19 protein-coding genes are annotated in these 19191 nt (G+C 62.2%); 7 read left to right on the top strand and 12 right to left on the bottom strand.

Translation table 11 applies throughout. From position 1 onward, the window contains the following. Positions 1-2: 2 nt before the first annotated feature. The 4 genes from hflC to rpiA form a co-directional block, all read right to left on the bottom strand. Positions 3-890 carry a protease modulator HflC gene (gene hflC / locus JF290_RS01405; protein ID WP_199022939.1) on the bottom strand — a complete coding sequence of 296 codons (888 nt, stop codon included), beginning with the start codon at positions 888-890 and terminating at the stop codon, positions 3-5. Beyond that, positions 890-2047, bottom strand: a complete 1158-nt coding sequence (gene hflK, locus JF290_RS01400; RefSeq protein ID WP_199022938.1) for an FtsH protease activity modulator HflK — start codon at positions 2045-2047, stop codon at positions 890-892. The genes hflC and hflK overlap by 1 nt, the downstream gene beginning before the upstream one ends. Positions 2048-2132: 85 nt before the next feature. Then, positions 2133-3599 (bottom strand): FAD-dependent oxidoreductase, encoded by a 1467-nt coding sequence (locus JF290_RS01395; protein WP_199022937.1) that lies wholly within the window; start codon positions 3597-3599, stop codon positions 2133-2135. A gap of 11 nt (positions 3600-3610) precedes the next feature. Then, positions 3611-4399: a ribose-5-phosphate isomerase RpiA gene (gene rpiA, locus JF290_RS01390; RefSeq protein WP_199022936.1), complete on the bottom strand. Its 789-nt coding sequence runs from the start codon at positions 4397-4399 to the stop codon at positions 3611-3613. A 245-nt stretch (positions 4400-4644) separates the two neighbouring features. On the opposite strand from rpiA, the gene JF290_RS01385 reads away from it, so the two are divergent. Both JF290_RS01385 and JF290_RS01380 read left to right on the top strand, forming a co-directional pair. Further along, positions 4645-6018 (top strand): L-serine ammonia-lyase, encoded by a 1374-nt coding sequence (locus JF290_RS01385; RefSeq protein ID WP_199022935.1) that lies wholly within the window; start codon positions 4645-4647, stop codon positions 6016-6018. Positions 6019-6112: 94 nt separating this feature from the next. Further along, on the top strand, positions 6113-7048 hold the full coding sequence (locus JF290_RS01380; protein WP_199022934.1) for a DMT family transporter: 936 nt from the start codon (positions 6113-6115) through the stop codon (positions 7046-7048). On the opposite strand, the gene JF290_RS01375 is transcribed toward JF290_RS01380, so the two are convergent. Then, positions 6990-7685: a thiamine diphosphokinase gene (locus JF290_RS01375; protein ID WP_199023226.1), complete on the bottom strand. Its 696-nt coding sequence runs from the start codon at positions 7683-7685 to the stop codon at positions 6990-6992. The genes JF290_RS01380 and JF290_RS01375 overlap by 59 nt on opposite strands. Before the next feature lie 136 nt (positions 7686-7821). Here JF290_RS01375 and JF290_RS01370 point away from each other — a divergent pair, with 136 nt between their 5' ends. After that, entirely contained in the window at positions 7822-10311 is a 2490-nt protein-coding gene (locus JF290_RS01370; RefSeq protein WP_199022933.1) for a midas domain-containing protein, read from the top strand. Positions 10312-10389: 78 nt separating this feature from the next. On the opposite strand, the gene JF290_RS01365 is transcribed toward JF290_RS01370, so the two are convergent. The 7 genes from JF290_RS01365 to nthA all read right to left on the bottom strand — a co-directional run bounded on the left by JF290_RS01365 (position 10390) and on the right by nthA (position 15983). After that, positions 10390-11940, bottom strand: a complete 1551-nt coding sequence (locus JF290_RS01365) for an alanine/glycine:cation symporter family protein (RefSeq protein WP_199022932.1) — start codon at positions 11938-11940, stop codon at positions 10390-10392. Between the two features lie 11 nt (positions 11941-11951). After that, positions 11952-12389, bottom strand: coding sequence for a universal stress protein (locus JF290_RS01360; protein WP_199022931.1), 438 nt, complete (start codon positions 12387-12389; stop codon positions 11952-11954). A 364-nt stretch (positions 12390-12753) separates the two neighbouring features. Beyond that, the gene (locus JF290_RS01355; protein WP_199022930.1) at positions 12754-12996 is read right to left on the bottom strand and encodes a DUF2842 domain-containing protein; all 243 of its coding nucleotides are present in this window, start codon (positions 12994-12996) and stop codon (positions 12754-12756) included. A gap of 1 nt (position 12997) precedes the next feature. Next, positions 12998-14290 (bottom strand): adenylosuccinate synthase, encoded by a 1293-nt coding sequence (locus JF290_RS01350; protein ID WP_199022929.1) that lies wholly within the window; start codon positions 14288-14290, stop codon positions 12998-13000. 66 nt (positions 14291-14356) lie between these two features. Then, a complete protein-coding gene (locus JF290_RS01345; RefSeq protein ID WP_199022928.1) occupies positions 14357-14695 on the bottom strand; it encodes a nitrile hydratase accessory protein in 339 nt (112 codons plus the stop codon). Beyond that, positions 14692-15369: a nitrile hydratase subunit beta gene (nthB, locus tag JF290_RS01340; RefSeq protein ID WP_199022927.1), complete on the bottom strand. Its 678-nt coding sequence runs from the start codon at positions 15367-15369 to the stop codon at positions 14692-14694. Before nthB ends, JF290_RS01345 begins: the two co-directional genes overlap by 4 nt. Next, a complete protein-coding gene (gene nthA / locus JF290_RS01335; RefSeq protein ID WP_199022926.1) occupies positions 15366-15983 on the bottom strand; it encodes a nitrile hydratase subunit alpha in 618 nt (205 codons plus the stop codon). Before nthA ends, nthB begins: the two co-directional genes overlap by 4 nt. A gap of 125 nt (positions 15984-16108) precedes the next feature. Here nthA and secG point away from each other — a divergent pair, with 125 nt between their 5' ends. The 4 genes from secG to JF290_RS01315 all read left to right on the top strand — a co-directional run bounded on the left by secG (position 16109) and on the right by JF290_RS01315 (position 19174). Beyond that, the gene (gene secG / locus JF290_RS01330; protein ID WP_199022925.1) at positions 16109-16468 is read left to right on the top strand and encodes a preprotein translocase subunit SecG; all 360 of its coding nucleotides are present in this window, start codon (positions 16109-16111) and stop codon (positions 16466-16468) included. A gap of 170 nt (positions 16469-16638) precedes the next feature. Beyond that, on the top strand, positions 16639-18282 hold the full coding sequence (gene pyrG / locus JF290_RS01325; protein ID WP_199022924.1) for a CTP synthase: 1644 nt from the start codon (positions 16639-16641) through the stop codon (positions 18280-18282). Between the two features lie 103 nt (positions 18283-18385). After that, positions 18386-18679, top strand: coding sequence for a DUF1330 domain-containing protein (locus tag JF290_RS01320; RefSeq protein WP_199022923.1), 294 nt, complete (start codon positions 18386-18388; stop codon positions 18677-18679). Positions 18680-18721: 42 nt separating this feature from the next. Next, positions 18722-19174: a tellurite resistance TerB family protein gene (locus tag JF290_RS01315; RefSeq protein WP_199022922.1), complete on the top strand. Its 453-nt coding sequence runs from the start codon at positions 18722-18724 to the stop codon at positions 19172-19174. The last annotated feature ends 17 nt before the right edge of the window (positions 19175-19191 follow it).

The following is a 19191-nucleotide window of genomic DNA, read 5'->3' as shown; positions in this document are numbered from 1 at the left end:
TACTACTCCTGTGGCGCCGACGACTCGCCAGTGGGTGAGCGAAGATAGTTGAAGAACTCGGAATCCGGGTTCATCACCATCGAGGAGTTGCTGCCCTGAAGCGCCCGCTGATACGCCGTGAGCGAGCGGTAGAACTCGAAGAACTCCTCATCCCGGCCAAAGGCTTGCGCGAAGATGTTGTTACGCAGCGCGTCCGCCTCGCCTCGGATGATCTCGGCTTCCCGCTGAGCTTCGGAAACGAGTTCGACCACGGTCCGATCGGCCTGGGCCCGCACCCGCTGGGCGGCTTCGTTACCGCGCGCGCGTTCGTCCGTCGCTTCCCGTTCCCGTTCAGCGCGCATCCGTTCGAACGTCGCCTCGAGGTTCTGCGTCGGCAGGTCTGTCGCCTTCAGGCGCACGTCGATGATGTCGATCCCAAGTCCGCGCGCTTCGGCGATCGCCGCGTTGCGGATGCGCAGCATGAGAGCCGCACGGTCGGAACTCAGGATATCCTTGGAACTGACCGAACCCAGAACTTCCCGCGTTTCGGCGCGGAGGATCGAGTCCAGCCGGTTTTCGGCGATGGCAATGCCGCCGACACCGACCGCTTGGCGAAACTGGTTGACGTCGCTGATCCGGTAGCGCGCGAAGGCGTCGACGACAAGACGACGGTCATCCAGAGGAGTGACTTCCAGCGGCTCGACGTCCCGCGACAGGATCCGGTCGTCATAACGTACGACTTCCTGGATCAGCGGAATCTTGAAGGCGAGGCCCGGATCTTCCTTGACCGCAACGACGCGACCGAACTGCAGGACCAAGGCCTTCTCGCGCTCGTCGACGATGAAGATCGACGACAGCAGGGCTGCGACTGCGATGACCAGAATGGGAAGAAGAAATGTGGTTTTCCGCATCAGTTCGTTCCTCCAGTTGAGCTTGGTTGGCGCAGTTCATTGAGTGGAAGATAGGGCACGACGCCCGAGCCACCGGAGTTTTCGTCGATGATGATCTTGTTCAGACCACCCAGGACCTGCTCCATGGTTTCCAGATAGAGACGCTTGCGCGTCACTTCCGGAGCTTTCTCGTATTCTTCGAGAACCGCCGAGAAACGGCTGGCCTCACCGGTCGCTTCGTTGACGACGCGAGCGCGATAGCCCTCGGCCTCTTCCAGGAGCTGCGCGGCTTCACCGCGCGCCTCGGCCAGAACCCGGTTGGCATAGGCATCGGCCACGTTCTGCAGGCGGTCCCGCTCCTGGGCGGCGGCTTGAACGTCGCGAAACGCATCGATGACCTTTTCGGGCGGGTCGGCCTTGTCGAAGTTGACGCGGATGATGTTCACGCCGCTGTCATAGCTGTCGAGCGTGATCTGGATGAGATCCTGAAGACGATCGCCGATGATTCCCCGGTCACGGTTCAGGATCGGGGCCAGTTCCGACTGCGCGATGATCTCGCGCATGGCCGATTCCGAAACCGCCTGAATGGTCTGGCGCGGGTCGGCGAGGTTGAACAGGTACTTCGCCGGATCGTTGATGTTCCAGACAACCTGGTAGTCGATGTCGACCACGTTCTCGTCGCCGGTCAGCATCAGGCCGTCATTGCCGCCCCGGTTGCCACCCATGTCTTCGGTCTGTTCGCGGGTCACCGGAATGACCTCTGCCGTGACCAGGGGCCAGGGTGCAAAGTTCAGACCTGGTTGTCCGATGGCGTAGAACTCGCCGAGAAACAGTTCGACCGACTGCTCTTCCGGCTTGACCGTATAAAAGCTGGCTAGGCCCCAGAGCACCGCGCCGGCGACCACGGCAAGCCCGATCGTACCCTTGGTGAAGAGCGGCCCGCCGCCGCCGGAACCGCGGCCACCGCCGCCGCCCTGCCCCGAGCCGCCACGGCCGCCCATGAGGACGCGCAGCTGCTCCTGGCCTTTCTTCACCAGATCGTCGATTTCCGGAATTTGCGGCCCGTCGCCGCCGGGCCGGCGCCCACCGCCGTTGTTGCCGCTGCCGTTTCTTCCGTCGTTGTCGCCTCCACCGGAGGAGCCTCCGCCCCCCCAGGGGCCACCGCTGTTGCCCGCCATATTGTTGCTTTCCCTTCCTATGCCGCGCGTCGCGGCTCTGTCGTGTTACCTGTATGCGCGTCGTGAATATTCAAGACTAAATTGGTCAGGCACTGCGCATCGGGGTTCTCATCGTCACGATCTCTTCGGACATCGTCGGATGAACCGCAACCGTGCGATCGAAGTCCTCCTTTGTTGCCCCCATCTTGATGGCGATGCCCGCAAGCTGGATCATCTCGCCCGCATCGGGCGCTACGATGTGGCATCCCAGGACTTTCCGGCTGGCCTTGCTCACGACCAGCTTCATCAAGACGCGGTCCGAGTGGCCGGCGAAGGCCGACTGCATCGGCCTGAAGCTGGTGCAATAGATATCGACCGGCTCGCGGTCGCGCGCCTCTTCTTCGCTCAGGCCCACCGTCCCCATTTCGGGCTGGGTGAAGATCGCGCTGGCGACAAGTTCGTGGTCAACTGGCGTCGGGTTGCCCTTGAACACGGTCTCCACGAAGGCCATGCCTTCACGGATCGCCACAGGGGTGAGGTTCACCCGGTTGGTCACGTCGCCGATCGCATAGATCGAGGGCACCGCGGTCTGGCTGTACTTGTCCACGACGATCTCGCCACGGCGCCCGATTTCGACACCGATCTTTTCGAGCCCCATGTCCCGTGCATTGGGATCGCGACCGGTGGCGAAGAGCACCATGTCAAACACCCGCTCGGTGCCGTTTGTGGACTTGACCCAGACAGGGCCACCCTTGCCTGCCCCGCCATCGTCGCGCGTCGGCACGTCCCGGTCCTGCGCCGCCGGGCCCATGGCCGCGTCAGAGTTGGTCCCGGAGTGGCTGAGCGCATGATCCGCGTCGGCGCGCGTCATTTCGACAACGTTGGTACCCAGATGCAGGTCTATGCCCCGCTCGCGCATCGAGTCGGCCACGAGCCCACGTGCTTCGTCATCGAAACCACGCAGGATCTGCGCGCCCCGGTAGTACTGGGTGACCTGAACGCCGAGCCCGTGCAGGATGCAGGCGAATTCGCAGGCGATATACCCCCCACCGATGATCAGGATAGACTTGGGCAGGTCGGGCAGGTGAAAGATATCGTCGGACACGATGCCGAGATCCGCGTTTGGCATGTCGGGACGCACCGGATGCCCTCCAGTCGCAACGAGGATATGCTTTGCGGTGAAGCATTCGCCGGAGGACAGTTCGACCGTATGAGCATCCTTCAACGTCGCGCGGGCATCGAACGTATCGACGCTCGAATTCTTCAACAGGTTGCGATACACCCCTTCGAGCCGGTCGAGTTCCTTGTTCAGCTTGGTGCGAAAGGCCGTCCAGTCGAACGCGCCATCCGCGATGTCCCAGCCGTATTCACGCGCCTCGGCCGGCATGGCGCCATAGCCCGACGCGAAAACCATCAGCTTCTTGGGGACGCAGCCCCGGATCACGCATGTGCCGCCGTATCTATCGGATTCGGCAAGGCCCACCTTAGCGCCCGCCTCGCCCGCGGCCACCCGCGCAGCGCGGACGCCGCCAGAGCCTCCGCCGATGACGAACAGGTCGTAGTCAAAACTCATTTGCAGTCCTTTCAGTCGGCGAGATCACTGAACAGGTTGTCGCTTTCCCCGAGGTCCAGCCGGTCATGCTCGACCGTGCCCGCGTTGATGTCGCGCAGATCGACCCGCCCGTCGCCGTGGCCGATCACAACCGCGTCGCAAATGTCGATGAAAAGCCCGTTCTCGACCACGCCGGGCACCTGGTTCAACGCCAGCGCCAACTGGCGCGCGTTGCCGATCCGGTTGAGATGCAGGTCGAGAATGCGGTTGCCCTCGTCCGTCACGAAAGGCGCATCCTGGTCCATGCGAAGGCTGGTCTTGCGCCCCAGCACGTCCATGGACACCAGCATTTCCTCTATCATCTTCTGAGTCGCTTTCCAGCCAAAGGGAATGACTTCGACCGGCAACGGAAAGGCGCCCAGTTTCTCGACTTCCTTGCCGGCATCGGCGATCACGACCATCCGATCGGACGCGGTGGCGACGATCTTCTCCTGCAGCAGCGCTCCGCCCCCGCCCTTGATCAGGTTGAGATCGCCATCGAACTCGTCGGCACCGTCGATTGTAAGGTCGAGCCATCCGGCCTCGTCCAGCGCGATCACGTCGATACCGACCTCGCGCGCCAAAGCGGCCGTCCGTGTCGACGTCGCCACCGCGCGGATACGCAGTCCCTGATCGCGCACTCTCTCTCCGAGACACCGCACCAGCCATGCCGCCGTGCTGCCGGTTCCCAACCCGATACGCATCCCGGTCTCGACGAGATCGGATGCGCGTTTCGCGGCGACGAACTTGGCCTTGTCGATAGGCGACATCTCTGCTGTCATGAGCGGGTCTCCGTACGGTTCAGGGCCTTATAGGACAGTTGCCTCCGAGGGGCGAGAGGCGAATTTGGCAACGCCTGCCGATCGGGCGACGGCTTCGCAATCCTGTTGGCCATGTCGCTTTTGACCTCGGGTTTCGGAACGAAACAGCATAGACCACAGGTCATGACATAACGTTGCCCAATACGATTCACCGCCGTCATCGCGTCGCCGATCATCTTGTCCTGCCGTAAGAGAGTCCAACCTGAATGTTTCTTTCCGTTTTCGATATGTTCAAGGTGGGTATCGGTCCCTCCTCCTCCCACACGATGGGACCAATGGTCGCCGCGGCGCGGTTCCTGGACCAGATGCGCGCCTCGCCCTTCCGTTTCGCGGGCCTGCGCGCGTCGCTGCATGGCAGCCTCGCCTTCACCGGGGTCGGACATGCGACGGACAAGGCCACGATCCTCGGTCTCGCCGGGTTTCATCCCGAAACCTACGATGCCGAGGCGGCCGCCTGCGCCCTGGCCGACATAAAGTCACGGCACATGGTGAGTCCGGAGGGTCTTGGCGATCTGAAGTTCAACCCGGCGACCGACCTGGTTTTCGACTACGACCGTACGCTTCCCGGCCACGCCAACGGAATGATCCTGATCGCGACCGATGCGCAGGGTGACGTCATCCTGCAGCAGATCTATTATTCGATCGGCGGAGGCTTCGTGATGACCGAAGATGAGCTTGCAGCCGGCAAGGCCACCGATGCAGGCGCGCCCGTCCCGTTCCCCTTCAAATCCGCTGCTGAAATGCTCGAAATGGCAAGGGCAAGCGGCAAGTCGATCGCTGCCATGAAACGGGCCAACGAAATCGCGCGCGGTGGCGAAGCCAATCTGAACAAGGGCACGCAGCGGCTCTGGCAGGTCATGAACGACTGCGTCGATCGCGGTCTGAACAGCGACGGCATCCTGCCCGGCGGGTTGATGGTAAAACGTCGCGCCAAGGCGATTCACGATGCACTTCAGGCAGAGCGCGGCATGAACCTGACCGCGCCGCACACCATCAACGACTGGATGAGCGTTTATGCGATGGCCGTGAACGAGGAGAACGCCGCCGGCGGCCAGGTCGTCACCGCACCGACGAACGGAGCTGCCGGTGTTCTGCCGGCTACGCTAAGATATTACCTCGATCACGTCCCCGGCGCCTCGACCGCCCACATCGAGGATTTCTTGCTGACGGCGGCCGCGATCGGCGGCCTCGTGAAGTACAACGCATCCATTTCGGGCGCCGAGGCGGGTTGCCAGGCGGAAGTCGGAAGCGCCTCGGCCATGGCGGCGGCCGGGCTCTGCGCCGTGATGGGCGGCACGCCCGGGCAGGTTGAAAACGCTGCCGAAATCGCGTTGGAGCACCACCTCGGCATGACCTGTGATCCGGTCAAAGGCCTGGTCCAGGTGCCGTGCATCGAGCGCAACGCGATGGGCGCGATCAAGGCGGTCAGCGCCGCCAGCATCGCCCTGCGCGGCGACGGAACACACCTTGTCCCGCTCGACGCCTGCATCGAAACGATGCGTCAGACCGGCATGGACATGAGCGAGAAATACAAGGAAACCTCGCTGGGCGGGCTGGCCGTCAACGTGCCCAATTGCTGACCTTCTGAAGGGTGCGACGGAGGGTCTTTCGATTGACCTTCGGTCAATGCAACCTTTGCTTGCATCATTTGCGAACCTCGCTAACGTAACCGGCATGTATGCTGATCGGCCCGTCCTGGGCGTTCTCTTGATGCTGGGATTCTGCATCGTGGCGCCAATGGGCGACGCGGTCGCCAAACTCCTGGGACAATCGGTCCCGCTGGGACAGTTGCTTCTGGTGCGCTTCGGCATCCAGGCGATCATCCTGATACCGATCGTGCTCATGGCTGGACGGGTCTGGCGCATGAACGCGCGGGTGTTCCGGCTGGTGGTGCTTCGCACCGTCCTGCACATCGCGGGGATCGGAGCGATGTTCACGGCGCTCAAGTATCTGCCACTCGCGGATGCGGTGGCGATCGCCTTCGTGATGCCTTTCATCATGCTTCTGCTCGGCAAGTACATTCTCGACGAAGAGGTCGGAACGCGGCGTCTGCTCGCCTGCGTCGTCGGTTTTCTGGGCACGCTCCTTGTCGTTCAGCCGAGCTTTGCCGAGGTCGGATGGCCGGCTCTGCTGCCGCTTGCGGTCGCTGTCATATTCTCGTTCTTCATGCTGGTGACGCGTCAGATCGCCAAGGAGACGGACCCCATCGGACTTCAGGCCATCAGCGGCGTCATCGCGACCATCGGCATGTTGCCGGTGCTGTTCGCAGGCGACCTGATCGGCTGGCCCTCGCTGTCCTTCATGGCCCCCACCGCATCGGATTGGGGTCTGCTGCTGGCCATCGGCATCCTCGGCACGCTGGCCCATCTGCTGATGACCTGGTCGCTCAAATTTGCACCTTCGGCCACGGTGGCTCCGATGCAGTATCTCGAGATTCCCGTGGCGACGGTGATCGGGTGGTTGATCTTCCGAGACCTGCCGAACGCCTTGGCCAGCGTCGGGATCTGCATCACGATTGGTGCCGGTCTCTACATCGTCATTCGCGAGCAGATCATCGCCCGAGCCGTTGTCCGGGAGGCGAAGTCCGCGACGATTCAATCGCCCGCATGACGGCATCCAGCGCGGCGCGCGGTAGGATCGCGAGCAAACCGGGACCGTCGGTCGATATCCGCACCTGACCCAACGCCCGGTTCGACGTTCCGATGCGTTCCGTGGGGTCCAGCGTCAATCCGTCGATGGGCCAGGCCAATCCCTCCGACCGTCCCGTGACACGCCCCATCGGAAACAGCGAGACAATATCGCCGTCCACAAGGTCGATCGTCAGGGATGACGGAAGGTGAAAAACGATCTCCCCCGGCCCGATCAGAATACACGGTCGCACAGGATACCTTACCAGCACGTTCAGCGCGGCGAGCTGATGGTCCAGTCGACCGCCAAGAAACCCGACGGCCAGTACGATCGGCGCCGAGACATGACGCAACGCCTTGTCGAAATCCGTAGTTTCCTGCTCGGAGATCCTGAAGATCCGATCCTGCGGTAGTTGCGTCCGGTCACTCTCCCGCAGACTGTCGAGATCGCCGATGACCGCGCTCGGCACATGACCCGCCTCAAGCGCGTGCGCGACCCCGCCATCGGCCGCCACGAGCAGAGGCGCACGCCGCAGGGCGTCCTCCAGATCGTCACGACCGAGGTCACCGCCACCGACCAGTGTGACCGGCCGGTCAGAAGAAATTTTGGTATTTTTCATGGCGTCGTTAATGGCGTGTTTGGAAACAGACCACAATCTAACGGTCGATAGCTCCCGTGTATGCAAGGAATCGGTCGGGTTCCGAAATGCTCAGCATGGTGAATGGTGCCCCAACAACCGCGAGGACATGCATCCGATGGTTCACAACAACAAGATTCTGACGGTCTCCTACGGTACGTTCTCCTGCACGTTGGAAGGGTTCGACGATTCCTTCGACACCATGAAGGCGATCGCGGAATACTTCCGCGAACTCGCCTCGGAGGACCGGTATTTCGGTGCCGAACCGCCCGCGCCGGATACCGAGATGCTTGCCCGTATCGCACAGCGCGAGATTTCGCGCCGGGTCGAGGCACGACAGGAGGACAGCGGCGGTTATGTGCTGCGTGCCGATCCAACCAGTCCAGAGGCAAAAGCCTTGACCGCCGCGGGTCCCGATAGCAAGCAAGCTGAAAAGAGCGGCGCGCCGGATGACCCGGACATGGAAACCGCCGCTAGGCCAGCGGCCCCACCTCCGAAGGACGATCAGGAGGACGTGGCGTCCTCGAAGGGCGCATCACCTGTTCCGCTAAACCCTTTCCAGGACACCGAAACCGACGAGGAATGCGAGTCGGTTCTGCCTGACGTGTCCGCTGGTTGTTCGCTTCACGCCGCGATCACCGGCACCGTGGACGACTCGGTGCCGATCTTCGAAGCAGAACTGGTCGAGACGACCGGACGTGACGGTGAAAGTATCGCGGCCAAACTGCAGCGTATCCGTGCTGTGGTATCCGGCGGACCATTTCAGCGCGGCGCCCAGTCGAAACTGGTGGAGCAGGACATCATCGACTCCGCGGCCGAAGACATGACTGAGGTTCTGTCTGGAGCATCCACCTCGCCAGACGACGACTCAAACCATCGTGGCACCGAGACTTGCCGTGAACCGGAAGACGGCGTGTCGCAGGAAGGGGAGCCTTCAACGCCCGCTGAATCCGCGCCTCTTGAAGCGTATTCCGAAGTCGCGCTGGCCGCGTCACAAGACATCTCGGAGTCTGCGGGACCTTGGATTAAGGAAAAGTCACTCGACGCTGTGGTGCCGGAGGAGGGAGACAAATTCGTCGCGACGGGACACCAGCCCAATGACCCGACGCAACAACACGATCCGATACCGAGCGAGCTTGTAGAGGCTTTTGTGGGCGAGTCGTCTGGTCCGGACGAAGAAGATGAACTCCAGCAAGCATTGGACCGTCTTGATGCCCTCCTGAATGTCCCGGACACAGATGCGCCAGAAGATGGCGACGCGTCACCTATCGCAGCTTTCGCGAAGACGGAGGACCTGCAGTGCGTTGCCGAGGAAGAAGCCCTGCCACAAACCGCGGCGAGCGGACAACTGCAGCCGTCCGAAGAAGCAGTCGACGAGGCCGCCAGTCCGCATGGCACAGATGCTGAAGACGCACCGCAGCACATGGAAGACAACTGCCCCAACAAAGCGGAGGGCGATCCAGAAGCGGATGTAAAGGTGGAATCCTCAGACAACCCCGATGCCGAATTCGAGGATGATCACGCCGTAGGCGATGATGCCGACGCCACAGACGAAGCAGAGCACGCCGTGCAGATCGGCGACCCGGATGAAGATCCAAACTCTGAGAACGCCGGCAACGAGGAAACCGAAGTTGGCTCAAACGCCAACCTGGAAACTGCATTCCACCAACCAAACGTGATAAAGGTCAAGCGCGCGGATTTCGAGGCTGCCGTCGCAACAGGACAGCTTGAAGACCTGGAGGCCGCGACCCAGCCGACCCCGGATACATGTTTTGGTGCGGAGAGCACTTCGACGCTCGAAGCACCAAGTGTCGCTGCCGACGAAGCATGTGCTTCAGACGAAGAGAGTTCTGCAGACCGTTCGGATGATGACTCAGCGGCAGTTGCCCAGGCTTCGGCCGAGGGCTCCCCAACGCCGCGCGACGGCGAGTTCGAAAGCGATGAGGACGACGTCTCCCGGCTGATGGCAGCGGTCGAACGCGAGATGGACACCCCTGAAGCGACCGATGCGCGCACAACCTACGATCATCTCCGGGGGGCCGTGGCCGCGGCCAATTCGGACATCAAAGACGGTCTGCCGGACGATTGCGAGGAAGCAGTGTATCGCTCCGACCTGGCAGATGTCGTGCGCCCGCGACGCCCTGTTGTTAGCGGGAAGAGCATGGAGCGACCGAATACGGAACTGCGCCCAGCGCCGTTGAAGCTGTCACCCGATCAACGCGTCGATACCGATGCCGCCGCTGCCAAACAAGGCCCCGTGAGACCGCGACGCATCAGCACGGACGCGGAACCAGACGGCGAGATGCAAGCCGACCACAGTGGATTTGCGGAATTCGCATCCGAAATGAAGGCCGAAGCCTTGCCTGACCTTCTTGAAGCAGCGGCCGCGTATCTGGTCTTCGTCGAAGGGCGTGCACAGTTTTCTCGACCGCAACTGATGAACAAGGTGCGTCAGGTCGATGCGATCGGATTCAATCGCGAGGACAGCTTGCGGTCCTTCGGGCTGCTGCTGCGCGACGGCAAGATCGAAAAAACCGGCGGCGGACGGTTCACGGCCTCCGGAGAAATAGGCTTCCGACCGGACCACCACTCGGCAGGTTGGAGCTGACCCGGAGTTGGAAACGAAAGCGGCGGCCCAGAACGGGCCGCCGCATGTTTCCTTTGGCATCGAAGACCTGCGGTGCACTCAGGAGACGAACTTCCTGATTTCGCCAGATGCCAGGCGGGCGCTGTAGGAGGCCAATTCCTTGCGAACGACCTTCATCAGGAAATAAAGCGCGAAGATATTGACCACCGCCATCGCGAAGATCGCAGCGTCCGAGAAATCGATGACCGGCCCGAGGCTCGCTGCCGCTCCGATCACGATAAAGACGCAGAAGATCAACTTGAACACCAGCTCGGTCGTCTTGCCTTCGCCGAACAGATAAGTCCACGCCTTCAGACCATAATAGGACCAAGAGATCATCGTCGAAAAGGCGAACAGGACGACCGCAAGCGCCAGCACATAGGGGAACCAGCCGATGGCCGATCCAAATGCCGCCGAGGTGAGAGCGACGCCGCTGTTGCCGTCCACGGTCGAGATCTGGTTGCCGTCAAGCACGTAGAGCCCGGTCGCAGGATCGATGATCAGCTGACCCGAAATGGTAATGACGAGCGCGGTCATCGTGCAGATCACGACAGTGTCGATCAGGGGCTCGAGCAGGGAGACGAACCCCTCCGTGATCGGTTCCTTGGTGCGAACGGCAGAGTGCGCAATCGCCGCGGAACCGACGCCGGCTTCGTTGGAGAACGCGGCCCGCTTGAACCCCTGGATCAGGGCCCCGACCATACCGCCCGCCACGCCAAGACCGGTGAACGCGCCTTGGAAAATCTGGCCGAACGCCCAACCAATCTTGTCATAGTTGACAAGAATGATGATCAGGGCCGCACCGACATACAAAATTCCCATGAACGGAACGATCTTTTCAGTCACGCGGGCGATGGATTTCACACCGCCGACAATCACCATGAAGACCACGCCTGCGAACACGAGGCCGGTGATCCAACCAGGATAATCCCCCACGATACCGGAAATCTGTGCATGCGCCTGGTTGGCCTGGAACATGTTTCCACCGCCAAGGGCACCAAGGATACAGAAGATCGAGAACAGAATGGCGAGTATCTTGCCACCAGGCAGGCCCAACTCTCCAAACCCCTTGGACATGTAATACATGGGACCCCCGGACACGGTGCCGTCCGGATACTCGTTGCGATACTTCACGCCGAGCGTACATTCGGTGAACTTGGACGCCATTCCGAGCAGACCGGCAAGGATCATCCAGAAGGTCGCGCCCGGCCCACCGATCCCGACCGCAACGGCAACACCTGCGATATTACCGAGGCCGACGGTTCCCGAGAGCGCCGTCGCAAGTGCCTGGAAATGGCTGACTTCGCCTGCATCGTTCGGGTCGGAGTAGTCGCCCTTGACCAGTGCGATAGCGTGCCCGAAGAAACGGAACTGCACGAAAGCGAAATACAGCGTGAACACCGTTGCCGCGACCACCAGCCACATGACGATCCAAGGAAAATCGGTGCCCGGGAACGGCGCGAAGATCAGGTTCACGAACGGGCCCGTGGCGTTGGCGAAGGCCTCGTTGACCTTGTCATCGAGGCTCATCGCCTCCTGCGCAATGGCAGGTGCGGAGAGCGAGCCCACGAGAGGAAGGGCTAGAAGTCCGGTTCGAATAGGGTTTTTCATTGCGTGCTCCTTTATCCGACGACGGTCACGGGGAGGGAGGCTTCCATGACCAGGTTGGCCGTCGAGCCGCCGAAAATGCGCTTGGACAGGCTGCGCTCGCGTGATCGGGCGACGATGATCTGATCGGCCTTCTGCTCTTTTGCGATCGCAATCAGCGCATCGGCCACGTTGCCGTGACGCACCACGCCTGTCGCGGACAGTCCACCACTGGAAATCCGTTCGACCGCGGGAGCCACGATGCGTTCCTTTGCCGTCGAAATCTCTTCTTCGCGGCGCTTGTGGCGCTCGGCGTTCTCTTCCGGGGTCTGGAAAGAATAGGGCGACCACTCGATGATGTAGACCACCACCAGTTCGCAATCCCCGATCAGGCGGGCAAGGTTGCAACCGTAGTCCAACGCTCTCTCCCCGGAACTGAGCCCGTCGAGACCTATTATCAGTTTTGTCGTCATTCTGGAGTACCTCCTGTCGCTCCCGCCTTGAAGTCTCGGCCGGGGCACGGGGCAGGCAGGTCCCTTGTGGCAGGTCCGTACCCATGAACCGCAGCGCGAGTCGTCAATTATGCCTGCCAGGTTCAACTATAGGTTGGTTGTAATGGGACTCTTCGGGAATCTCGGGTTTTCGGGGAACCACGCCCAAAACTTAGGCAAAAATGCGACATTCCGACGAAGGGCCTTGCAGCACAGAATTACGAAACTGCGCGGAAAATTTTTTAAAATCAATTTACTGCCGGGGAAATCTAACCCGAAAAACGCGAATCACATGCGTGAAGGCAGAATGCATTCAAGACAAATGCCATCGAAAAAATGGAGAGAGTCAGCCGTCCTTGGCGTCCGGATCGGCCTGGCCGATCCCGCGAAAAACGAACTTGAACGGCAACGCCCACAGAATGCCGAGGCCGATATAAACCAAGAACTCGACAAGGATGGGCGGGCGGTCGATCATGTTCATGATCGTGACCGCGGCGACGATGTAAAGTGGCAGGCCCACCAGCAGGATGACCAGGGACCATCGGCGGCGGGCCTTGTAGCTGAGACCGGGTTTCGAAGGTGTCGTCATGTCAATCCGCGAATGGGTCGGTGACGAGGATCGTGTCCTCACGCTCTGGCGAAGTTGAAAGTAGCGCGACCGGGCACTCGATCAACTCCTCGACCCGGCGGACATACTTGATCGCCGCCGCCGGAAGATCGGCCCAGCTGCGCGCGCCCTCGGTGCTTTCGGACCAGCCGGGCATTTCCTCGTAGATCGGCGTGCAACGCACCTGCTGATCCGCCGCCGTCGGCAGATAGTCAAGCCGCACTCCGTCGAGTTCATAGCCGACGCAGATCTTGAGAGTTTCGAACCCGTCCAGAACATCCAGCTTGGTCAGTGAGATGCCGTTCACGCCGCTGGTGGCGCAGGTCTGGCGCACGAGGCAAGCGTCAAACCAGCCACAGCGCCGCTTTCGACCGGTCGTGGTTCCGAATTCATGACCACGTTCGCCCAGCCGTTGCCCATCGGCATCGTGCAATTCGCTGGGGAAAGGTCCCTCGCCCACCCGCGTTGTATAGGCCTTGACGATTCCAAGCACGAAATCGATCGATCCGGGACCGATGCCGGTGCCCGTGGCGGCCTGACCGGCGATCACGTTGGAACTGGTCACGAAGGGATATGTGCCAAAGTCGATATCCAGGAGCGCGCCCTGTGCACCCTCGAACAGGATACGCTTGCCGGCCTTGCGCTTTTCGTTCAGCACCTTCCAGACCGGCGCCGCGTATTCCAGGATCCGCGGCGCTATTTCCCGCAGCTGATCAAGCAGCGCGTCACGGTCGATCGGGTCAAGCCCCAGTCCGCGGCGCAGCGCATCGTGATGGACCAACGCGCGGTCGACCCGCAGCTGCAATGTCGCATCGTCGGCGAGATCCGCAACCCGGATTACTCGGCGACCGACCTTGTCCTCGTAGCACGGACCGATCCCGCGCCCGGTGGTTCCGATCTTGGCGACCGAGTTCTGCGCCTCGCGCGCCCGGTCGAGCTCTCCGTGGAACGGCAGGATCAATGGGGTGTTTTCGGCGATCATCAGCGTGTCGGGCGTGATCGTCACACCCTGCGCGCGGATCGTTTCGATTTCCTTGAGGAGATGCCACGGATCGAGAACCACGCCGTTGCCGATCACGCTCAGCTTGCCGCCGCGCACGACGCCCGAGGGCAGAGCGTGCAACTTGTAGACGGTTCCGTCGATGACCAGCGTGTGACCGGCGTTGTGGCCGCCCTGAAACCGGGCAATCACGTCGGCGCGCTCACTGAGCCAATCCACGATCTTGCCTTTTCCCTCGTCGCCCCACTGGGCGCCGACCACGACGACATTGGCCATTTCAAGTCCTTCCAGTTCTCGATGAAACCCGCGACGGTATAGCCGGGCCGCGATGGCAGCGAAACCTCAATCTGGAGTGTGAGGCTGTGCGTCCGACAGGCGGACCGGTTGGCCGTGCGGGGTCGCGAGATAGGCCGCTTCCCAAGCGTTGCGCATATGCGCCGCCTCACCCGGATTGGCCGCGCCTTGCTCGGCCAACAGCTCTTCGAGCGTTTCAAGCCAGGCGACAAAGTAGTCATCGCCACCATCGAGATCACGCGTCAGCCCATGCCGCGCCAGCGTCGCCGAGAAACGGGCCGCCCAATCGGGCCAGTCGAAGTGGCCCGACTCGTTCAGATGAACGGTCAGCGCGAAAAGCTGCGCATGCCAAGGCTCGCTGAATGCGGGTTCGGTCGGTCGGCTCATGCGGGCTCGAGGTAGGATTGCCAGAGGTCCAGAATTACCTCGTCGTCCGGATGTTCGGGAAACGCCCAGAGCTGGCGCGCTGGAAAGGCCACGGCATAGAGCGGCTCCGGCGCGTCACCCAGCCGATGCGCGCTGCTGTCGGGCAGGACGTGGGTGCCGTGCAGCCGCAAGATCGTACCGCGCGCGCCGGACGCGTAGGTCGGCAAACGCGTGTGGCCGCCAGGACAAAGGCGATTGCCGGCAGGGCGCCGCGTGCGCACCGCCTGCCCGACGGCAAAGCGTTCGGTCGGCCCGCCCACACGATCCGCTGGGGCGCCCTTTGCCAGAACCTCGGCCACCTTGGGATGGCGCAGCGCCCTTTCGACGAGCGGTTCCGGCGCAAGATCACCGCCGCTCTGCAGATCATCGCGTGTCAGCAGGCCGGTCTCGACCAACAGATCGGCAAGCGCGGCCACCCATTTCTCGTAATACGTGAACCGAGTGTAATCCTTGGGCGACAGGCGCTCCCGCGCGTGGCGGGATATGTCGATGTTCCATTCTCCCAGAGCGCCGGTTGCCAGCGTGATCGCGAGCGCGCGCGCCTGCCATTCCGGACCCATGTCCGGGATACCCTGCGGTTCCGGCAGCACAGCACCGTCACCGAACCGACCGCCCATGTCGTGGACCCGCGTCATGACGGGGATTGCGGCAATCCGGTGCCGATCATGCTGTCGCGGGTGACCAAAGCGGCGAGCGCCGCGCGGTCGAGCCCGTCCGTTCCCGCGGGACGCATCGGAAGGACCAGATACCGCACTTCCGCCGTTGAATCCCATACCCTCACCGCGGTGTCGGAGGACAACGCGACGCCGAACTCCGCCAGAACCTTGCGCGGTTCGCGCACGGCACGGGCGCGGTAAGCATCGGACTTGTACCAGCCCGGCGGAATGCCGAGCAGAGGCCACGGGTAGCAGCTGCACAGAGTACAGACGACCATGTTGTGACGCTCGGGCGTATTCTCGACGACGACGATGTGTTCGCCCTGCCGCCCGTAGTAGCCAAGATCGGCCACGACCGTCGTGGCATCCTCCAACAGCGCCTTGCGAAAGCTCGGATCGCTCCAGGCGCGCGCCACCACGTCCGCGCCGTTCTGCGGCCCGATGCGATTCTGATAGGTGTCGATGATCTCGTCGAGCGCGGCCGGGTCAACCAGACCCTTGCGGGTCAGGATGGTTTCAAGCGCCTTGACCCTGAGCGCCGGTTCCGGCGGCAGGAGCGTGTGCGGATGGTCGGGGTCGTGATCATGCGGCATGTCGAAACTCTGCGCCCGCGCGGCGGGTTTTGTCCAGCCCCCAGATCGTCCCTTGCTCCCATCGGCAATCTTCCCTACATACCGCGCGATATCGCCACCGCTCACGCTGCACGCCGAAGGTCTCCATGGAAAATGTCATTCTGATCGTCCACCTCCTCCTGGCTCTTGGCCTGATCGGGGTCGTGCTGTTGCAGCGCTCCGAAGGCGGCGGGCTCGGCATGGGCGGCGGCGGCGGCGCGATGAGCGGGCGCGCGGCGGCCACGGCGCTCGGAAAGGTGACATGGCTGCTGGCGATTGCGTTCATCTGCACGTCGATCACCCTGACCATTCTCGCGGCACAGAAAGCGTCGGGCACATCGGTGCTCGACCGGCTTGGCGGTTCGGCTCCCGAGGTTGAAGAAACCGTTCCGGCGTTGCCCACGGGCGAGGACCTGCTGCCGCCGGCTGACGGCGACACCGCCCCGCTGGTACCGCGCGCGGACTGACACCAAGGCACGTCTACAAGACCTTGAAGACCGGAACGGAATCGCAACAGCATCTTGCGGTTCCCTTGCGCTTGAAGCGCGAATCCTATAAGGGAGAAATCCCGTGATGCTCCGGTTTTTCAAACCGGTCCGGCACTGAAATTTCGACACTCACGGGGGCAGCCGACAGCATGGCACGTTTCATTTTCATCACCGGTGGCGTTGTCTCCTCTCTCGGCAAGGGGCTGGCCTCGGCGGCGCTCGGAGCGCTGTTGCAGGCGCGCGGCTTTTCGGTCCGCCTGCGCAAGCTTGACCCGTACCTGAATGTCGACCCAGGAACCATGTCGCCTTTCGAGCATGGCGAGGTCTTCGTGACCGACGATGGCGCCGAAACCGACCTCGACCTCGGCCACTATGAACGCTTCACCGGTGTCGCGGCGCGCAGCACCGACAGCGTCAGCTCGGGGCGCATCTATTCCAATGTGCTCGAAAAGGAACGGCGCGGTGACTACCTCGGCAAGACGATCCAGGTGATCCCCCACGTCACCAACGAGATCAAGGACTTCATTTCGATCGGCGAGGACGAGGTCGATTTCATGCTCTGCGAGATCGGAGGCACGGTCGGCGACATCGAGGGCCTCCCCTTCTTCGAGGCGATCCGCCAGTTCAGCCAGGAAAAACCGCGCGGACAGTGCATCTTCATGCACCTGACTCTCCTGCCCTTCATCAAGGCGAGCGGCGAACTCAAGACCAAGCCGACACAGCACAGTGTCAAGGAACTGCGCAGCATCGGCATCGCGCCCGACATTCTTGTCTGCCGCAGCGAGGGACCGATTCCCGAAAAGGAACGCGAGAAGCTGGCCCTGTTCTGCAACGTGCGCCCGGACGCGGTGATCGCGGCACAGGATCTCAAGTCGATCTACGAAGCTCCCCTCGCCTATCACCGCGAGGGTCTCGATCAAGCGGTGCTGGACGCGTTCCAGATCACACCTGCGCCGAAACCGAATCTCGAACGCTGGGAAGACGTGGCCGACCGCATCTACAACCCCGAGGGCGAGGTCAAGGTGGCCATCGTGGGCAAATACACCCAGCTCGAGGATGCGTACAAGTCGATCGCCGAGGCTCTTACCCACGGCGGCATGGCCAATCGCGTCAAGGTCAGCATCGAATGGGTCGATGCCGAAATATTCGATACCGAGGATCCCGCGCCCTATCTCGAAGGCTTCCACGCGATCCTCGTACCCGGCGGATTCGGCGAACGCGGCACCGAGGGCAAGATCAAGGCGGCGCAGTTCGCGCGGGAACACAACGTGCCCTATCTCGGCATCTGCCTCGGCATGCAGATGGCAGTGATCGAGGCCGCCCGAAACGTGGCCGGGCTGAAGACAGCCGGGTCGGAGGAGTTCGACCACGAGGCCGGCAAGAAGCGGTTCGAACCGGTCGTCTATCACCTCAAGGAATGGGTGCGCGGCAATCATACGGTCGAACGCAAGCTGGGCGATGACAAGGGCGGCACGATGCGCCTGGGCGCCTATGACGCCACGCTGGCGCCGGGCTCGCGCGTGGCCGAGGTCTATGGCGCGCCGCATATCGAAGAACGTCATCGCCACCGGTATGAAGTGGACATCAAATACCGCGAAAAGCTCGAGGAGGTCGGTCTGCGGTTTTCGGGCATGTCCCCTGATGGTCGCCTGCCAGAAATCGTGGAATGGACCGAGCATCCATGGTTCATTGGCGTGCAGTTCCATCCCGAGCTCAAATCCAAGCCCTTCGCGCCGCATCCGCTGTTTGCCGATTTCGTGCGCGCGGCCAAGGAAACGTCGCGGCTGGTCTGACCCAACGTCTGCGGGGGCACTGCGCCCCTTCGGATTCAACGAGATTGCCTGTGGGGCCGGTCTGTTCCAGTCTGTACGCCAAACCACGGAACGGGAGGGAACAATGGCCAAAGGCTACTGGGTCGCGCATGTGGATATTGACGACATGGAACGGTACAAGGACTATATCGCGGCCAATGCCGCGCCCTTCGCCGAATACGGTGCGCGGTTCCTCGTGCGGGGTGGCCCACGCGAGGTGCGCGAAGGCCAGGCGCGGGCGCGCACCGTGGTGATCGAATTCGACAGCTTCGAGGCCGCGCGCGCGTGTTATGACAGTGTCGGCTACCAGGACGCCAAGGCCCTGCGGGACCCGGTCTCGACCGGCGATCTGGTGATCATAGAAGGCTATGACGGGTAGGAACAGCTTGGCGAAACCCCATATGTGGGTTAGTCTTTTTCCATGTTGAACAAGCTTTTCGCGGCATTCCGCGCCAACAACACGGAAGAACTGCCCGACCCGGATGCCGAACTGGCCCTGGGGGCGCTTCTGGTGCGCGTCGCGAAGTCGGACCAGGACTATGTGGTCGAGGAAATCAGCCTGATCGACCGTATCCTGGCGCGGCTGTTCCAGCACAATGCCATCGAGGCGGCGAAGATCCGCGCAACCTGCGAAAAGCTGCACGACGCCGCGCCCGAAACAGACACCTTCGCCAAGCTGATCCGCGAAACGACCGGCCTGTCCGAGCGGCTCGCGGCGCTGGATGCCCTTTGGGAAGTGGTGCTGGCAGATGGCGAACCGAAGGAAGCCGAACTGCGGGTGCTGGAAAGCGCTCGCAAGGCCATGGGGCTCAGCTTCATCGAAAGCAAGGCCGCCCGCGAACGCGCCATCGAAGCGCGCAGGCAGGTTTCCTGATTGGCCTCCCCCGCGAG

The sequence above is a fragment of the Sedimentitalea arenosa genome, from assembly GCF_016428585.1.
In the GTDB taxonomy this organism is placed as follows: Bacteria; Pseudomonadota; Alphaproteobacteria; order Rhodobacterales; family Rhodobacteraceae; genus Sedimentitalea; species Sedimentitalea arenosa.
This window is presented reverse-complemented; position numbering and strand designations above follow the sequence as displayed.

Coding starts and splice junctions, on each gene's coding strand:
- JF290_RS01365 (WP_199022932.1), bottom strand. CDS start 11,940: ATGAAAAACCCTATTCGAACCGGACTTCTAGCCCTTCCTCTCGTGGGC.
- JF290_RS01315 (WP_199022922.1), top strand. CDS start 18,722: ATGTTGAACAAGCTTTTCGCGGCATTCCGCGCCAACAACACGGAAGAA.
- JF290_RS01350 (WP_199022929.1), bottom strand. CDS start 14,290: ATGGCCAATGTCGTCGTGGTCGGCGCCCAGTGGGGCGACGAGGGAAAA.
- secG (WP_199022925.1), top strand. CDS start 16,109: ATGGAAAATGTCATTCTGATCGTCCACCTCCTCCTGGCTCTTGGCCTG.
- rpiA (WP_199022936.1), bottom strand. CDS start 4,399: ATGACAGCAGAGATGTCGCCTATCGACAAGGCCAAGTTCGTCGCCGCG.
- JF290_RS01355 (WP_199022930.1), bottom strand. CDS start 12,996: ATGACGACACCTTCGAAACCCGGTCTCAGCTACAAGGCCCGCCGCCGA.
- nthA (WP_199022926.1), bottom strand. CDS start 15,983: ATGCCGCATGATCACGACCCCGACCATCCGCACACGCTCCTGCCGCCG.
- JF290_RS01345 (WP_199022928.1), bottom strand. CDS start 14,695: ATGAGCCGACCGACCGAACCCGCATTCAGCGAGCCTTGGCATGCGCAG.
- hflC (WP_199022939.1), bottom strand. CDS start 890: ATGCGGAAAACCACATTTCTTCTTCCCATTCTGGTCATCGCAGTCGCA.
- nthB (WP_199022927.1), bottom strand. CDS start 15,369: ATGACGCGGGTCCACGACATGGGCGGTCGGTTCGGTGACGGTGCTGTG.
- pyrG (WP_199022924.1), top strand. CDS start 16,639: ATGGCACGTTTCATTTTCATCACCGGTGGCGTTGTCTCCTCTCTCGGC.
- JF290_RS01375 (WP_199023226.1), bottom strand. CDS start 7,685: ATGAAAAATACCAAAATTTCTTCTGACCGGCCGGTCACACTGGTCGGT.
- JF290_RS01360 (WP_199022931.1), bottom strand. CDS start 12,389: ATGACGACAAAACTGATAATAGGTCTCGACGGGCTCAGTTCCGGGGAG.
- JF290_RS01385 (WP_199022935.1), top strand. CDS start 4,645: ATGTTTCTTTCCGTTTTCGATATGTTCAAGGTGGGTATCGGTCCCTCC.
- JF290_RS01370 (WP_199022933.1), top strand. CDS start 7,822: ATGGTTCACAACAACAAGATTCTGACGGTCTCCTACGGTACGTTCTCC.
- JF290_RS01395 (WP_199022937.1), bottom strand. CDS start 3,599: ATGAGTTTTGACTACGACCTGTTCGTCATCGGCGGAGGCTCTGGCGGC.
- JF290_RS01380 (WP_199022934.1), top strand. CDS start 6,113: ATGTATGCTGATCGGCCCGTCCTGGGCGTTCTCTTGATGCTGGGATTC.
- JF290_RS01320 (WP_199022923.1), top strand. CDS start 18,386: ATGGCCAAAGGCTACTGGGTCGCGCATGTGGATATTGACGACATGGAA.
- hflK (WP_199022938.1), bottom strand. CDS start 2,047: ATGGCGGGCAACAGCGGTGGCCCCTGGGGGGGCGGAGGCTCCTCCGGT.